General features: G+C 44.1%; 15 protein-coding genes. 9 read left to right on the top strand and 6 right to left on the bottom strand.

Features of this window, described 5'->3' with window-relative positions:
- Window positions 1–6 precede the first annotated feature (6 nt).
- Window positions 7–549 carry a GNAT family N-acetyltransferase gene (locus EO124_RS00280; RefSeq protein ID WP_127057821.1) on the top strand — a complete coding sequence of 181 codons (543 nt, stop codon included), beginning with the start codon at window positions 7–9 and terminating at the stop codon, window positions 547–549.
- 172 nt (window positions 550–721) lie between these two features.
- On the opposite strand, the gene EO124_RS00275 is transcribed toward EO124_RS00280, so the two are convergent.
- Genes EO124_RS00275 through EO124_RS00265 form a run of 3 tightly spaced genes read right to left on the bottom strand, consistent with a single transcriptional unit; the run spans window position 722 to window position 4,366 of the window.
- Window positions 722–2,713, bottom strand: a complete 1,992-nt coding sequence (locus tag EO124_RS00275) for a PTS fructose transporter subunit IIABC (RefSeq protein WP_127057820.1) — start codon at window positions 2,711–2,713, stop codon at window positions 722–724.
- A 4-nt stretch (window positions 2,714–2,717) separates the two neighbouring features.
- A complete protein-coding gene (pfkB, locus tag EO124_RS00270) occupies window positions 2,718–3,623 on the bottom strand; it encodes a 1-phosphofructokinase (RefSeq protein ID WP_127057819.1) in 906 nt (301 codons plus the stop codon).
- Window positions 3,620–4,366, bottom strand: coding sequence for a DeoR/GlpR family DNA-binding transcription regulator (locus EO124_RS00265; RefSeq protein WP_127057818.1), 747 nt, complete (start codon window positions 4,364–4,366; stop codon window positions 3,620–3,622). The genes pfkB and EO124_RS00265 overlap by 4 nt, the downstream gene beginning before the upstream one ends.
- A 339-nt stretch (window positions 4,367–4,705) precedes the next feature.
- Here EO124_RS00265 and bioD point away from each other — a divergent pair, with 339 nt between their 5' ends.
- The 5 genes from bioD (at window position 4,706) to EO124_RS00240 (ending at window position 9,519) form a co-directional block, all read left to right on the top strand.
- A complete protein-coding gene (bioD, locus tag EO124_RS00260) occupies window positions 4,706–5,398 on the top strand; it encodes a dethiobiotin synthase (protein ID WP_127057817.1) in 693 nt (230 codons plus the stop codon).
- Window positions 5,399–5,558: 160 nt separating this feature from the next.
- Window positions 5,559–6,911, top strand: coding sequence for an adenosylmethionine--8-amino-7-oxononanoate transaminase (gene bioA / locus EO124_RS00255; protein ID WP_127057816.1), 1,353 nt, complete (start codon window positions 5,559–5,561; stop codon window positions 6,909–6,911).
- A gap of 183 nt (window positions 6,912–7,094) precedes the next feature.
- The gene (locus EO124_RS00250) at window positions 7,095–7,922 is read left to right on the top strand and encodes a class I SAM-dependent methyltransferase (protein ID WP_127057815.1); all 828 of its coding nucleotides are present in this window, start codon (window positions 7,095–7,097) and stop codon (window positions 7,920–7,922) included.
- 244 nt (window positions 7,923–8,166) lie between these two features.
- Entirely contained in the window at window positions 8,167–8,559 is a 393-nt protein-coding gene (locus EO124_RS00245) for a hypothetical protein (RefSeq protein ID WP_021842309.1), read from the top strand.
- Between the two features lie 3 nt (window positions 8,560–8,562).
- Window positions 8,563–9,519, top strand: a complete 957-nt coding sequence (locus EO124_RS00240; protein ID WP_127057814.1) for an AEC family transporter — start codon at window positions 8,563–8,565, stop codon at window positions 9,517–9,519.
- A gap of 553 nt (window positions 9,520–10,072) precedes the next feature.
- Here EO124_RS00240 and EO124_RS00235 read toward each other — a convergent pair.
- The 3 genes from EO124_RS00235 to EO124_RS00225 form a co-directional block, all read right to left on the bottom strand.
- Window positions 10,073–11,356 carry a sodium/glutamate symporter gene (locus EO124_RS00235; RefSeq protein ID WP_127057813.1) on the bottom strand — a complete coding sequence of 428 codons (1,284 nt, stop codon included), beginning with the start codon at window positions 11,354–11,356 and terminating at the stop codon, window positions 10,073–10,075.
- Between the two features lie 491 nt (window positions 11,357–11,847).
- Window positions 11,848–13,083 carry a M20 family metallo-hydrolase gene (locus tag EO124_RS00230; protein ID WP_127057812.1) on the bottom strand — a complete coding sequence of 412 codons (1,236 nt, stop codon included), beginning with the start codon at window positions 13,081–13,083 and terminating at the stop codon, window positions 11,848–11,850.
- Between the two features lie 159 nt (window positions 13,084–13,242).
- A complete protein-coding gene (locus EO124_RS00225; protein ID WP_127057811.1) occupies window positions 13,243–14,130 on the bottom strand; it encodes a PocR ligand-binding domain-containing protein in 888 nt (295 codons plus the stop codon).
- 312 nt (window positions 14,131–14,442) lie between these two features.
- Between EO124_RS00225 and EO124_RS00220 the strand changes: the two genes are divergently transcribed.
- From EO124_RS00220 to EO124_RS00210, 3 genes are read left to right on the top strand one after another with little or no spacing between them, the layout of a single operon-like run.
- Window positions 14,443–14,730 (top strand): BMC domain-containing protein, encoded by a 288-nt coding sequence (locus tag EO124_RS00220; protein WP_021842304.1) that lies wholly within the window; start codon window positions 14,443–14,445, stop codon window positions 14,728–14,730.
- Window positions 14,730–15,545 (top strand): propanediol utilization microcompartment protein PduB, encoded by an 816-nt coding sequence (pduB, locus tag EO124_RS00215; protein ID WP_021842303.1) that lies wholly within the window; start codon window positions 14,730–14,732, stop codon window positions 15,543–15,545. Before EO124_RS00220 ends, pduB begins: the two co-directional genes overlap by 1 nt.
- A gap of 25 nt (window positions 15,546–15,570) precedes the next feature.
- Window positions 15,571–17,232, top strand: a complete 1,662-nt coding sequence (locus tag EO124_RS00210; protein WP_021842302.1) for a propanediol/glycerol family dehydratase large subunit — start codon at window positions 15,571–15,573, stop codon at window positions 17,230–17,232.
- Window positions 17,233–17,243 lie beyond the last annotated feature (11 nt).

Raw genomic sequence — 17,243 nt, 5'->3', positions numbered from 1 at the left:
GATGCTATGAATATTGAAGTTTTGCCGATTGGGACGGACGATGTGAAAATACTGCGTGACTTATCGATGAGAACATTTTCAGAAACATTTAGGGATGAGTACACTGACGAAGAATTCGACACCTATTTTAATACCTCATTGGCGGAAGCAACGTTACAAGCAGAGCTAAATGATTCCGAATCACAACACTTTTTTGCCGTAGTAGACGGCCAGCCGGTCGGTTTTTTGAAAGTGAATGTAGGCCGTGCGCAAACTGAGCAGGAATTGCCACATGGTTTTGAAGTACAGCGTATTTACGTTTTGGCTGATTGCCAAGGACTCGGCCTTGGCAAACTTCTTTTTGAAAAGGCGCTGCAATTAGCGACCCAAACGGACTGTGATTATGTTTGGCTCGGCGTGTGGGAACATAACTACAAAGCTCAGAAATTTTACGCTAAATTCGGTTTTGAAAAATTTGGTGAGCATACCTTTGTGGTAGGTGATTCGAACGATACTGATTGGCTCTTGCGTCGTTCAGTGGCAAGTATCCGTGAAGAATTGAACAAATAGAGTTTTCATAAAGCTTAAAATAGTTAAGTTTGACTAATGATCAAGTGAGATTGAAACTTAATACGCAATATGGCAATACCCCTGAATCCATAGGACTCAGGGGTATTTTTATAAGGGTTAGGCTTTGTGTGTAAAAATTTTATGCATAAAGTTATTGTCTATTGGCCGGATATTAGGCTTTCAACGGTTTTTTCAAAATAGCCAATAATAAAGCGGTTACAACAGAGCCCACTAAGATAGCCAATAAGTACATGAGCGGGTTGCCGATGGTAGGTACTACGAAAATACCGCCATGTGGGGCACGCAAGGTACATTCAAAGGCCATGGATAAAGCGCCGGCTACAGCGGCCCCAATGATACAGGATGGAATTACGCGAACCGGATCGGCTGCGGCGAATGGAATAGCCCCTTCGGTGATGAAGGAGAAGCCCATAACATAGTTGGTAATACCGGATTTACGTTCAGCCGGAGTGAAGCGATTAGGGAAGAACGTAGTGCAAAGGGCGATAGCCAATGGAGGCACCATACCGCCGGCCATAACGGCCGCCATAACACCGTATTCGCCGGTAGCGAGAAGACCGGTGCCGATTACATAAGCCGCTTTATTTACCGGACCACCCATATCAACGGCCATCATGCCGGCAAAGATGATGCCGATAACAATACGGCTGCTGGTATCCATGCTCTTCAAGGCATTCATCAAGCCTTCGTTGAGAGCACCAACAGGTGGGTTAATAACAAAGGTAATGATGATACCCATGAAGAGTACCCCCAATACCGGATAGAGTAAAACAGGTTTGATACCTTCCAAAGATTGTGGTAAACCGGAGAAAACTCGTTTTAATAAGAGCATGAGATAACCGGCCACAAAACCTGCCAAAAGGGCGCCAAGGAAACCGGAACCGCCTGCATTGGCGAGATAACCGCCGACAAAACCGACGGCCAGGCCCGGACGGTCGGCAATACTCATGCCGATGAAACCGGCTAAGACCGGTAACATGAAGCTGAAGGAGGCACCGCCGATTTTCATGAAGAAGGCAGCCAGTTCCGTACCGGAACCGAATTTACTTGGGTCAGCCGGATTGAAGTCGTCGAATAAGAAGGCGAGGGCAATAAGGATACCACCGCCGATAACGAACGGTAACATATGGGATACGCCGTTCATCAAATGTTTGTAAATCTGACGCCCAAAACTATCTTGGGCGGTAATGGCATTTTTGTCGGCTTTTTCTTCGCCTGCTTCAAAGATGGCGGCTTTGCCGGACGTGGCTTCTTCCAACAATTCTTTGGCTTTATTGATGCCGTCGGCTACTTTTACCTGAATGAGTGGTTTGCCGTTAAAACGCGCCATAGGAACACTCTTGTCGGCTGCCACAATGATACATTCCGCATTTTTGATGTCTTCGGCGGTGATGGCATCTTTTACGCCGGCCGCACCGTTTTGTTCTACTTTAATGGTGATGCCCATGTCAGCGGCTGTGCGGGTTAAGGCTTCAGCGGCCATGGCGGTATGAGCGATGCCGGTAGGACAAGCGGTTACTGCCAGTACGCGATAAGAGCCGTCGGCAGCTTTAGGCGGCATTGCTTTTGGTGCTTTTGTCGGTTCTTGAGCGGCTTGTTTAGCGTTAGGCGCAGCAGTAGCGGCTGTGGTTACGTTTTGTTCAACAATAGCTAATGCTTCCGTTTCTGTCATTTTCGGTTTGAATTGGTCCGCTTCTTTTACATCAATTAAAGCGAGGAATCCTTCAACGGTTTGCGCTTTGATGAGCGCTTCTTTGAATTCGGGATCCATGATGAGGGTTGCTAAGTTGGCAAGAACCTGCACATGGGTATCGGCTTGCCCTTCCGGGGCGGCAATCATGAAAAATAGGCGGGTTGGTTCGCCGTCCAGGCTTTCGAAGTCCATGCCTTTAGGCACCGTCATAGCGGACAGACCCGGTGCTTTTACGCCGATACTTTTAGCATGTGGGGTAGCAAGCCCCATGCCGAGACCGGTGGAGCCGGATTCTTCACGAATTAATACATCTTTGATGTACTGTTCTTTGTTTTTTAAATTACCGCTTGCATCCATCAATTCGGCCAGTTGGCGAATGGCGATATCTTTGTTGGTCGGATGGGCGTTCAATTGAATTGATTGCTTCTGTAGTAAATCCGTAATTTTCATGATATTACTCCTTCTCCAATAATGCTTCTACTTGTTCACGATTTGCGAGCCACTCTTCAAAGGCGGACGCTGAACCGGCGGCGACGCCCATAGCCAGGGCTTTGTCATATTGACCATCCGATTCGATATAGCCGGCCAAGAAACCGGCCACCATGGAATCACCGGAACCTACGGAATTGACGAGTTTGCCTTTCGGTACGGGGCTGGTTCGTACCTCGCCGTTAGCATCAACTAATACGGCTCCGTCAGCGGCTCTTGATACAAGGACGTTCTGGGCACCTTTGGCCTGTAATTGGCGGGCGGCTTCGATGATGTCTTTTTCCGTTGTAAATTTTGTATGGAATACACTTTCTAATTCGTGATGATTCGGCTTAATTAAAAACGGTTTTAAATCGAGTACATTCATGAGTAAATCCTGGGTGGCATCGACGATGATGCGAATATTGCGAGCGCTGAGGCGCTCCATGATATCACGATAGGTTGTTTCCGGAAGTCCCTTGGGAATGCTGCCGGAGAGAACTAAGGTATCACCGCTTTGCAAAGTATCAAGCTGTTGGTAGAGCTTAGCCATGGCTTCTTCGGTGATAACCGGACCTTGAGCATTGATTTCTGTTTCACCATTGCTCTTTAATTTTACATTGATTCGAGAATACCCTTTTTCAAGTCGAATAAAGGCTTCGTCACAACCTTCTTCACGCAGTTGACGAACGATTTCATCGCCCGTAAAACCGGCAATGAAGCCTAAGGCTGTGTTCTCGTGGCCTAAATGACGCAACATAATGGATACATTAATCCCTTTACCGCCGGCTACGATGAAGTCTTCATAGGTGCGATTAACGCCGTTTGCTTCAAAGCCGTTAACGCGCATGACATAGTCGAGGGACGGATTAAAAGTAACCGTGTAAATCATGGCTCTACCTCCTTAATTTCAGTATAGTTATGATAAGCACCTTTTACTTTAGTTGTAATAATCGTTGCACTTTCCAGTGGGGCAAACGTAACAGACGATATTTTATCAAATTTTGACGAATCACAAAGTACGTAAGCGCGATGACATTTATGAATAGCTTTGGTTTTGATAGCTGCTTCGGCCGGATCCGGTGTGCTGAAACCGCCTTTAATGCTGACGCCGTTGGTACCGAAGAAGCCTTTGGTAAAATTAAAAACATCCAATTGTTGTAAAGCTGTGTCGCCAATGATGGCACCGGTAACCGCTTTTACCTGCCCCCCAAGGAGAATGACACGACGATAACGGGCTGCCAGAGCCGCCGCATGAGATGTGCCGTTTGTGACAAAGGTTACATTTTTAGCATTTACAAAAGGTAACATCATTTCCGTTGTGGTGCCTGCATCGATAAAGACGAAGTCGTACTCTTCAATGAGAGCGGCTGCTGCTTGGGCAATCGCCGTTTTTTTATCAGTAAACAAATTGGCTTTCGTCGACATATCGGGTTCGGTGGTGAAATAGTCCACATCGCAACTCACAGCGCCACCGTGCACCTTTTGTAGTAAGCCCTTCTGATGGAGTTCGGTTAAATCGCGGCGAATCGTGGCCGCTGAGGAATCAAGGTCTTGCACCAACTCCTGTACGGTAACGGCCCGTTTAGTCCGTAACCGTTCGAGAATTAAGGATTGCCGTTCTTCTGATAGCATGGGAATCTCCTCTGTGTAACATCACATATATTTTATTAATTATATTAGTATTTTGCTTAATTATGGTTTATCTTAACTATAATATAATCATAATCGCTCATTTAGTCAATGACAAATGACGCTTTTTGAACAAATGTAATCAATAGTGCTAAAACTGATGATTGAATGCCTTTTTGGTATATTAAAAATGCAGTTTTTAAAATTAATCCGGCTGAATTATAAACCATACTAAAATAGTTCGAGTTGACAATAAACCCTTGGCGTGATTAAATTAAATCAAAATCAATTTGTTAACCACGTGTTAATGAATAGGGTAATAATAGAGGAAGGGATGTTATTATGGCACAACTCGGATCAAAGAGTAAGGGCTTATTTGTATTGGGAACGGGAACGGATATCGGCAAGACATTCATTACCGGTCTTTTGGTGAAAACATTGCGAGACGGTCAATATAAGGCCGGTTATTATAAAGCGGCGGTCAGTGGTGCGCCGTCAATTGCAGCCAGTGATGCGGGTTATGTGAAAAAAGTGGCCGGGATTGATGTACCGGACGAAGATTTATTATCTTATTTATATGATCATGCCGTATCACCTCATTTGGCAGCTCAATGGGAAGGTCATCCTCTTGAAAAAAACGTAGTAGAAGCGGCTTTTGCGAAAGCAAAAGAAAACTTCGAATACGTCACCATGGAAGGGAGCGGTGGAATTATGTGTCCATTGCGGTATGACGAAACGGCCCATATTTTTCTGGAAGATGTTATCCAATGGTTCAATTTGCCGACCTTGTTGGTAGCTCATGCCGGATTGGGTACGATTAATGCTACTGTCTTGACCATCGAATACTTACGGGCTCGTAATATTCCGGTTAAAGGGGTTATTTTAAACTTTTATACGGATAGCCCGATGGAACGGGATAATAAGCTGATGATTGAAGAAATAACGGGCGTACCGGTAATTGCTTGCGTACCGGAAGGGGCTAAGGACTTAGGTGTTTCCGCGGATACGCTAGCCGCCTTATATGAAGAAGTATAAGCAATGGTTTTTTCAAACAGCAGCATGTAAGGGTTATATATAAGTTTTTACATATTAAACTATGCTACGTATTAGTTAAGTTATGCACGTATTAGGTTGCGAATAAAGTTAATATACGTAATGATTAGGTATAGGTATTTAGAGGTAAAAGGAGTTCAACATGAGTTCACAGGTGTGGGTTGAAAGAGATTTAGCGCATATTTGGCATCCTTGTTCACAAATGAAGGATTATGAAACATTGCCGCCCATTGTCATTGACCATGGCAAAGGTTCGTATTTATATGATGTAGACGGCAACGAATATATCGATATCATCAGCTCTTGGTGGTGTAATTTATTGGGTCACTGCAATCCGAAAATTAATGCGTCTATCAAAAAACAGCTGGATACATTGGAACATGTTATTTTTGCTAATTTGAGCCATAAACCGGCCATTACCTTGGCGGAAGAGTTGACTAAATTATTGCCAAAAGGACTGAATAAATTACATTTTAACGATAATGGCTCCGGTGCCGTTGAATGCGCTCTTAAAGTGGCCTTCCAGTATCAATATCAAACGGGTCATCCGGAACGTCAGAAATTCATGTGCCTCACTGAAAGTTATCACGGGGAAACCATGGGCGCTTTGGCTGTTGGCAGTATGGATTTATTTGCTAAAATGTATCAGTCGATGCTGATGGAAACAATTCATACGGAAGCGCCGGATTGTTATCGTTGCCCATATAATAAGACGCGTGAAACCTGTGGCTGCGAATGTTTCGAGCATATGGAAGCAAACTTCGCCAAACATAATCATGAATTGGCGGCTGTTATTGTGGAACCAATCGTACAGGGCTGTGCGGGTATGCGTATGTATCCGCCAATGTATTTGAAAAAATTACGTGCTCTTTGCGATGAATACGGCGTTCTTCTCATTGCTGATGAAATTGCCACCGGTTTTGGTCGTACGGGCAAAATGTTTGCGTGTGATCATGCCGGCATTACACCGGATATTATGACCATTTCCAAAGCCTTGACCGCCGGTTATATGCCGATGTCCATCATGGCTGTTACCGATAAGATTTATGATGCCTTCTATGCCGATTATTTCGAGTACAAAGCATTCATGCACAGTCATACCTATGCGGGCAATCCATTGGGGTGTTCGGCTGCGCTGGCCACTTTGGATATTTTACAAAACGACGGTGTCTTAGCGGCGGCGCAAGATAAAGCAGTCTTCTTGCACAATGCCTTGGAAGATGCGTTGGGTAAACATCCGAATGTTGGTGAAATTCGTCATATCGGGCTCATTAATGCCATTGAATTGGTTAAAGATCCGGCAACGAAAGAACCGTTGCCAAGCAAAGCACGTACAGGCTATCAGATATATAAAAAAGCTTTGGACCACGGTTTATTGCTTCGTCCGTTGGGGGATGTGCTCTACTTTAATCCGCCCCTTAATACAGACAACAAGACATTGACTGATGCCATCGATCGTACGGTGGAATCCTTTGCCGATGTATTAGGAAAATGAGATGCCCACATACTAGGAAAATGAGATGAGCATATACTGGGCAAATGAGATTATATCTCAAGACAATATGCGTCTTAAAATAGGCTATTATTCGTAATTGGTATTTGTCACAGGAGCAAAATAAGAGTACTCTATATATAGAAAATATTAGAATTGATATAAATTATCAATAGGAGGACTTTTATGAGCAATGTGCGAGTAACGAATATTCACGAAAATGAAGTGGAATGGCGCTCAGAACAAGAGGCGTGGAATAACCGTTCCGAATTTTTTGTGGAATTACATGACAAACAAGAACGTGCTGCGCAGGTTACGAATTTTATAGATTTTTTGAAAAAACATGACTTATTACCGGCGCTGGGCGGTCGAACCCTCGATGTAGGCTGCGGTGTCGGTGACTACTCCTTGGGCCTTGCCAAATTGGGGTATCAGGCTACGGGTATCGATTTATCGAATGGTATGATTGCGGGTGCTCGTAAAATAGCGGAAAAAGAAGATCTTGATTTGGATCTTTACGTAGGTCCGTGGAGTGAAACCACTCGTGAAGAACTCGGCTGGGAGCGTCAATTTGATTTGAGTTACAGCTTTTTCTGTCCGGTTATGTTTGACATGAACAATATTGAAGCATTGACCAAGACAAGCCGCAATGCCTGCCTATTCGTGGGTTTTGCCGGTCGTCAGGATACTATCGTTGACGCTTTATATGAACACTTTTACGGTCAAAAAGACGACTTCAAATGGCAGGCTAATGTAGATGATGTTATTGCTACGGTTAAAAAAGTTGGCCAAGACGTGGCAGTGGAATATGTAAACGTGCCGGAAGTGGAATTTTTCACGGAAGAAGAAGCCCTTCGCTATTTTACTATGCGCCTTCATTCGGAAGAATGGGGTACGGAAGACGCTATGCGTGCTGAAATTTTGCCTTTATTGGCGCCGTATCGCACGGAAGACGGCCGCATTCGTAATACATCGGAAGATAAGGTTGCGTGGGTTTCCTGGCGCGTTAAATAGCCTTAATTTACAAATAAAATAAATAAAGCCACGGTGGCCGAAGATGATTACGGCTTACTGTGGCTTTTTGTAGTGGTCTGAATGATAGCGGTTCAGACCATTTTCACTTTTTTAGACTTGAAAACTCAGTCTAAGTGGGTATAATGTTGTGTATGCTAAACGAATCGATATAGTTTAGTATGGACATCTAAGCGTGTAATTTTTGATTCATTTAGATTTTAATTCATATAGAAAGAGGCTAATTATGAGACTACTGAATAGAACATTGGCCATGTTAGGCCTGGTAGGTACATTGAGCCTATCATTGTTAGCGCCTGTACAGGCAGCGGATTATTGGTATTATGTAGGTGCCGACATTCATGATAACACAACCTCCATCGATAACAGCAGCGTCGACAAAGAAGACGATGTAGCCCAACTTTGGATTCGTGTAATTCAACCGGGTGGAGACTATTATTTTGAAAAAATGGAAATCAAGAAGAATGAACGCACTATCCAAACCTTGGATATGCAGTATTTCCATCAAACTGGCATCGCTTACGATAAAAGTGAATACACTTATGATTCCAAACCGGCCGCCATTCAGGCAGGCACTATCGGCGAATCGCTGTATAATTTAGTGTGGGGTGCCAAGTAATAAATGATTTTGCATATTTTCCTGACGACGGTTCTGCCTATTTTATTATTGGTCCTCATCGGCTATTTTATGGATAAAAAATTCCACATGGACCTTGATACACTCAGTAAAATGAACTTCTATGTGGTGGCGCCGGCATTTTTGTTTACTAATACATACAGTTACAATGTGACCGCTGAAAGTGCCCAAGTAGTGTGGCTTACGGTGATTGGTTTTGCGGCCACCTGGTTGGCCAGTTTGATTTTTGAAAAAACGCTGGGCTTATCTCGTGAAAAAAGCGGTATCTTCCGCAATGCGGTGCTCTTTAATAACTGCGGTAACATCGGGGTACCACTTATTGTATTTATCTACTCCAATGAACCGTTTTTACAAGACGGTGCGCCTATATGGTTGCAGGCGGCCATAGCCATTCAAATCGTTGTCTTTGTTTGGCAAAATATCGTGACCAACAGCTTGGGTTTTTATTTTGCGGGACAGGGCAAAATGAGTAGCACTGATGCGGTAAAATTAGTTTTTAAAATGCCGATTATTTACGCCGTAGCCTTGGCTTTAATCTGTAATTTCGGTAAAATTCCCGTGGATCAAACATTCTTTTGGCCCGTCCTTACCAATGTGAGTAACGCGCTCGTCATGGTTGCCCTCTTTACTTTGGGCGTGCAGCTGGCCAGAACTCCGTTCAACTTCTTTAATCGGGACGTTTTGTGGGGCAGCGCGGTCCGTTTGATTGTGGGGCCATTAATGGCTTGGCTCGTTATTTGGCCGTATGAATTCATAGCCGGCCCCGTTTCGGAACTCGTTATGCAAGTACTCGTTATCTCCGCGGCCGTGCCGGCCGGCGTAACCACGGCACTCATTGCGGGCGTACTTCGAACCGAAACCGAATACGCCACCCAACTCGTCGTCGCCACCACCGTGCTGTCGGCCGTTACATTGCCAATCGTAATAATGCTGGTGAAGTAAAATCGTTTCGAAGTGTATTCGGCTTGAACCGTTTATATAAGAAGGAATGCCTTCTCTACAAGAAGAATTCGGATGCAAAGTGTACACGGCTTAAAGTGTATATATAAGAAGGAATACCTCCTCTACAAGGCTTAGTTTTTGCAAGCAAAAAAGACCCTTTTCGAGGAGGTATTCCTTCTTTTTTATATCATCTCAATAAAAGCAATCGTACACTTTTCTTCCAAATCAAAAAGCATGAGAGGAGGTATTCCTTCTTTTTATATAATCTCGGACTAAGCCGTCGTACACTTCGAATCCGATTTTTCAGGAGAGCGGGAGAAGAGGCATAAGGTTCTTTGCGCAAAGTCCCTGATGGGGTGCTCTGCGTCGCTAAGAACAGCGTAATGTTCTCTGAGAGAAAGAAACCCGATAGGTCCGTACCTAAGGGTCTTTTTACGTAGTAAAACCAAGCCTTAGGTGCGGAGCCTATCGGGTTCTTATAATAGAACTTTATGCTGTTTTTAGCTCTGATGTAGAGCCCCTCAGGGGCTTAAGAACGAACCTTATGCCGTTCTTACCAAGTCCCCATCCACGTAATAATAATAGCGTTGACGAAGTCGATCAAGAAGGCACCAACGAGTGATACGATGAGCCATGCTTTAGGGGACGGACCGTATTTTTCAGCCAAGGACTGCATGTTGGCAAGACCGTTAGCGGTAGCACCCATGGCAAAACCGATACCGCCTACGCCGAGCATAACGCCGTCGTAGTTTTTACCAAAGAGCAAGAAGTAACCGAGCCATGCAAAGACAATCATGAGAAGTGTCTGAGCAATCAAGATTACTACGAGCGGTAAAGCCAAGTGAATCAATTCGTAGAGTTTCAAGCTGTTGATAGCCATGGTAACATATACGGTTAAGGCCACTTCAGATACTACATTGAGGCCGCCGCCTTGTACACGATACATACCGGAGAAATCGCCGATGTTACGAATAACAGCTGCTACGAGCATGGCACCGATGTAAGCCGGTAAAGTAATGATAGTGTTGAGGTACGCACTGAGTACGGCCCCGAGACCTACGGCTACGAATACGAAGCCGGCTGCTTTTAATACACCGTTTACGTCGGTTGTTTCTTCTTCTTCAAGAATAGACATATCGAATACATGCGGTTCTAATTGAGCTGCTGCCGGATTATTAGCTTCTGATTCCGGAATATTTTTTGTTGCGTTTGGTGTAGTGGCCGGATCGATATGTTGCGTACCCGGTGTTTTAATTTTGTAGTGTTTGATTAAGAATTCGCCGAAAGGTCCACCGAGTACGAGGGCTACTACCATGCCGAAGGTTGCTGCTGTGATGGCAACGGTTGTGGCACCCGGAATACCGTAGGTGGTTTCAAAATATGGACCGAAGGCTGCCGAGGTACCGAGACCACCCATGAGGGAAACGGCGCCGGCCAAAATGCCATAGTGGAAGTCAATGCCCATGGCACCGGCAATGGACATACCCAAGAGGTTCTGAACAAAACCGAGAATGGAAGATACGATTAAGTATAAGATGAGAGCTAAGCCACCGTATTTGATGAGTTTTAGGCTGGCCATCATACCGATGGTGGTAAAGAATACTAAGAGGGCTACGGTGGATAAGGTGTTGTCAAAATCCACTTGTAGAATTCCGTATACACGCAAACCGGAAAGGATAAAAGCGAACGGTAGACCACCGATTACCGCAGCTGGTAAGCTGAGTTTTTGAAATACGGGAACTCGGTTTTTAATCCATAAACCGATGAAATACGTCACAAATGCGAGTGCGACCGCTTGTACGCTACTGATTTTGACTGTCAAGACTTCTGCGCCCATAAACAACGCCTCCTTTAAGCAAGCTGACTCCCTTATTAAAAGGGGCTTCATAATACAGGTGGGTAACCGTAGTAGTTGAATTAATTGGAATAATGATGGCATCCGGTATTATGAAACTGGAAAATGATGAGTACGGAAGGAGAGTTTTACGAGTGAAAAAGCCCTTCCTTTTAATAAATATTTCAACTTGATAATATTATACTATGTGATTGCGTAAAAATACAATAAAATTTCAGTAAATTTCTATGTATACAAAAATCATGAGAATGCATTTAGGCTGATGTATGGTAGAGTTTGTGCCTTCGTTCTTATAAAATATATTATCTTATAAATTCTATATGTTGTTTATTTGTGCATAAAATACAACTAATTATACACATAAAAACAAATGTAGTTACCTTAAAAACACAATGAAATAAACAAAAGTAGAGTATATAAGGACATTTTTATATACTCTACAAAATGTATAAATGTATAGAAAATTTTGTATATTACTGTTGGTCTAAATAGAGGATAAGGTCTTTCAAATATTTTGTACCGGTTACTAAATCCTGAATGTCGATGGCTTCGGCCGGGTTGTGGCTTACGCCGGCGCGACAAGGAATGAAAATCATGCCTACATCGGTGTAATCGCCCCAGTTCATGGCATCGTGGCCGGCACCGCTGGGGAGAGTCATATAATTGTACTGTTTAGCTTGAGCTACAGTTTCCATGGCTTTAATCATAGAGTCTTTGACCATGAGCGGCATTTCGTCGGCGATTAGCGTGGTGTCGATAGGAATCTCGCGTTGGTGACCGACTTCCGAAATGGCTTGCAGAATGTCTTGGGTAGCGCGCGTTTTGGCTTCGGCGGAAATGCTGCGAATGTCGAGACCTAAGGTGACTTCACCGGGAATTACGTTCATAGCGCCCGGTGCAGCTTCGATAACGCCGACGGTAGCTACGACCGGAATAGGTTTGCTGTTTTGAGCAATTCGTTCCGCAGCGAGGATGATTTCGGCGGCTGCACACAGACCATCGTGGCGATGATTCATCGGTGTGGCACCGCTATGGCCGGCGGTGCCGTGAATATGCACCTTATAGCGTGTGGGCGCAGCAATACCGGTTACGATACCTATGGTATGATTTGTTTTTTCGAGAACAATGCCTTGCTCGATATGGAGTTCTAAAAAGGCTTTTAGGGGCGTAGTAAATTTTGCATGAGGAATGGTATCCGGATTAAAGCCGCGTTCTTTTAGTACTTCATAGAGACTGAGTCCCTTTTTATCGCGCAATGTTTGCAAACGCTCGCGACTCAATTGACCGCGCATAGCCTGGCTTCCCAAGGTCGCACTGCCAAAGCGGCTTGATTCTTCGCACATGAAGAGGACAATATCAAGCGGATGCTCCGGCGTTTCTTTTGATTCTTTTAAATCGGAGATAACTTCCAGGGCTGCCACGATACCGGCAAGACCGTCGTAGTTACCGCCTTGGGGCACGCTGTCGGTATGCGACCCCATCATGATGGCCGGGGCGTTGGGATTATAACCTTCGTAACGGCCGATGACATTGCCGAAGTCATCGATGCGTAAGCTTAGACCAAGCTCTTTCAGCTGTTTTATGAGATAGTTCCGTCCCTGCCAATCTTCATCAGTAAAGGCAATACGATTGATCCCCGGTACACCTTCGATGGTGCTTATAGTTTGCATGGCGTTGAGATTTGCTAATAGGCGTTCTTTATTAATCATGGGTGCCTCCAGAAATTATAAATTGAATAATGGTTTATAGTTAGCAAAAAAGCAGTATTTAATTCAATTGTGAGTTAAATACTGCTTTCATATTTGCGGATATATTTTGCTGAGAATGTTTAGAAATTCTTGCAAAATCTTTTGGCTATAAAGCTATTTTTAAAATCTGTATTTACGACGATAGGAATGCGGTGTTTCCGCAGTAGCTTCTTTGAAAACCTTGCAGAAGTAGCTGGTTCGATTATAGCCCAGATTACGCGCAATGGATTCGATAGATGAGTCGGAACCGCGAAGCATCAATTTGGCCTGTTCCAATTTGCGTTCATTAATATATTGCACGAGGGACATGCCCGTTTCTTGTTTAAAGATTTTGGACAAATAAGATTCACTTAAGTAAACGTGAGAGGCAATATCCCGTAATGAAGGGTTGTTGTTTAAATGTTTGTCGATATAAACAAGAGCCCTTTTAATTTCAGGACGATACGACGTTTTCATATGATGCTGCACATCGGATTTACTGCTTTGTAATTCCGGTATGTCCAGGCTGGTGTTTAAAATATCCGGGAAGTAATGGCCGGCCATAAGGTTTAATACCTTAGAGGCACTATTTATTTCTTCCGTAGAATAAATAGGCAATTGACGGTAATACATTTTGGCCGTTGTGTCGTTTTGCCAATCACTGCGAGCTGCAATTTGCGGTAATTGCGGATCCGTTACGGCTGTTTGGCCGGCACAAATAAAGCCCAGTAAATGACCTTCATGAATTACGGGCACAGAAAAGTCTACAATACCTGCGTGACAGCGATAAGCAGACGGGCAATGTCCTTTGGATGCTTCGAGGCCGCCATAGGCGTCGCAATAGGCGCAAAGACGCGACAATGTAGGATGACTGCGAATATACTTGCAAAAATTACTAAAGTTGTATTTGCACGAAAGCACACGACCGCGCAAATCTACATATACGGCTGCTAGTTCCGTAATGTTTGTAAAATCACGCATGATCTCATTAATCATGGTTGTTTCTGTCTTAAAATTACCGGTTGGCATCGTTGCCACCCCTCTCTCTTTTCTGTTTGTATGGGCGTACAAAACAAAAGGATTAAAAAATAGTAATACAACAAATAACTAAAACTCATGATAAACACAGAACTTACTGAGGTTTTATGATTAATCGTTATACCAATTATAACAAAAAATTGTTAAAAGTAGAACAAAAAATTCAAATTTAGCAAAAATGTGTTAAAAAATGGAATACTGTTATTTTGTATAATAATCGTATACACAATACTGCAAAATGTGGTGAATATTTGAATTTTTATTTTTTTATTTTATGTGCGCCCAAGATAGGAGATGAATTGTATGTCGCAAGAAGCACTAGGTATGGTTGAAACTAAAGGCTTGGTCGGCGCTATTGAAGCTGCCGATGCCATGGTAAAGGCCGCCAATGTAGCCCTCGTGGGAACTGAAAAAATCGGTTCCGGTCTCGTAACCGTTATGGTACGAGGTGATGTAGGTGCCGTTAAAGCATCCGTTGATGCCGGTGCAGCAGCTGCCGAACGAGTAGGGCAAGTTGTCTCGACGCATGTAATTCCACGGCCTCACAAAGATGTGGAAAGCGTTATCTTAAAGGAAAAAGGTGAAGCTTAATGAGTAATACGGATCAAATGGTTGATGAGATTTTGAAACGCGTTTTACAAAAAGCCGATAATTTATCGGCAGCCACCCCGAATCAAAGTGAAAGCAAAGGAGCGGAACAAATTATGGCGAACAGTTGCAGTTTAACAGAATTCATTGGCACAGCAAAATTTGGTGATACTATCGGTTTAGTAATCGCTAACGTGGATCAACAAGTATTGGATGCCATGAAATTAACAAAAAAATATCGTTCAATCGGTGTTGTAGGTGCTCGTACCGGGGCAGGCCCTCACATTATGGCCGCTGATGAAGCAGTAAAAGCTACCAACACTGAAATCGTAAGCATCGAACTGGCGCGCGACACTAAAGGTGGCGCCGGTCACGGTTCCTTAATCGTATTCGGTGGTGACGACGTTTCCGACGTAAAACGTGCTGTTGAAGTAACGCTTAAAGAAGTTGAACGTACTTTCGGCGACGTATACGCTAATGAAGCAGGCCACATCGAATTACAATATACAGCTCGCGCAAGCCATGCTATTAACACAGCATTCGGCGCTCCTGAAGGCAAAGCATTCGGCCTTATCGTAGGTGCTCCGGCAGCTATCGGCGTGGTAATGGCTGATGTGGCTGTAAAAGCAGCTAATGTAGACGTTATCGGCTATGCATCTCCTGCAAACGGCACAAGCTTCTCCAACGAAGTAATTTTACAGATCTCCGGTGATTCCGGTGCAGTTCGTCAGGCTGTTATTACAGCTCGCGAAATCGGTAAAGAATTATTAGGCACTTTAGGTAGCGAACCTAAAAATGATGCTCCTTCTTACATTTAACTTCGATAGAAAGGAAGCTTGACATATGAGATCAAAACGTTTTGAAGTATTAAGCAAACGCCCTGTTAACCAGGATGGTTATGTAAAAGAATGGGTGGAAGAAGGCTTTATAGCCATGGAATCGCCACAGGATCCTAAACCTAGTATCCGCATTGAAAACGGTCGAATTGTAGAACTTGACGGCAAACGTCGTGAAGATTTCGACTTGATTGATACATTTATTGCTAATTATGCAATCCGCTTGGAACGTGCTGAAGAAGTTATGGCTATGGATTCCCGCAAAATCGCCAACATGATTTTGACACCAACCGTACCTCGCAGCGAAATTGCCAGCCTTGCAAAATCCATGACTCCGGCCAAAATGGTTGAAGTTGTAAGTAATTTCAACGTTGTTGAAATGATGCAATGTATGCAGAAAATGCGTGCTCGTCGCACCATGGCTAACCAGGCTCACGTAACAAACGTTAACGATAACCCGGTTCAAATCGCTGCTGATGCGGCTGAAGGCGCACTTCGCGGTTTTGCTGAAGAAGAAACAACCGTAGCGGTTGCTCGTTATGCGCCGCTTAACGCTATCAGTATTTTGGTAGGGTCCCAAGCCGGTCGTCCGGGCGTATTGACTCAATGCTCCTTGGAAGAAGCTACTGAATTGGAACTCGGTATGCGCGGTTTCACAGCTTATGCTGAAACAATTTCCGTATACGGTACTGAAGATGTATTCACCGATGGTGATGACACTCCATGGTCGAAAGCATTCTTAGCATCCGCTTATGCTTCCCGTGGTTTGAAAATGCGTTTTACTTCCGGTACAGGCTCTGAAGTTCAGATGGGTCAAGCGGAAGGTAAATCCATGTTATACCTCGAAACTCGCTGCCTCTATATCACTAAAGGCGCCGGCGTACAGGGTATCCAAAACGGTTCCGTAAGCTGTATCGGTATTCCGGCAGCTGTACCTTCCGGTATTCGTGCCGTTTTAGCTGAAAACTTGATCGCAGCTATGCTCGACCTCGAATGTGCATCCAGTAATGACCAGACATTCAGTCATTCCGACTTACGTCGTACGGCTCGTACACTCATGCAGTTCTGCCCTGGTACTGACTTCATCTGCTCCGGTTACAGCTCCACACCAAACTATGACAACATGTTTGCCGGCTCCAACTGGGATGCTGAAGACTATGATGACTGGACAATTATTCAGCGTGACCTCAAAGTTAACGGCGGTTTGAAACCGGCTACGGAAGACGCTGTTGTAGCTGTTCGTAATAAAGCAGCTCGTGCGCTTCAAGGCTTATTTGCTGAACTCGGCTTACCGGCTATTACTGATGAAGAAGTAGAAGCTGCTACTTATGCCAACGGTTCCAAAGATATGCCGCCACGCGATAAAGTAGCCGACATCAAAGCAGCTGCCGATCTTATGAATCGCGGCGTTACCGGTATTGACTTTGTAAAAGGTCTTGCTAAACGCGGCTTCAATGATTTAGCCCAAAGCGTTCTTAATTTGTTGAAACAGAAAATTGCCGGTGACTATTTGCAGACATCCGCTATTTTTGACGATAAATTCAATGTAATTTCAGCAATTAACAATCCTAACGACTATGCCGGCGTAGGCACAGGTTATCGTTTGGAAGGCGAAGATTGGGAAGTAATTAAAAATATTCCTAACGCAATCGATCCGCGTGATATTTAAGGAGGCATCAA

Source organism: Veillonella ratti (genome assembly GCF_003992115.1).
Taxonomy (GTDB): Bacteria; Bacillota; Negativicutes; order Veillonellales; family Veillonellaceae; genus Veillonella_A; species Veillonella_A ratti.
Note: the sequence above shows the minus strand (reverse complement) of the source record. Positions and strands in the feature narration are given on the sequence as shown.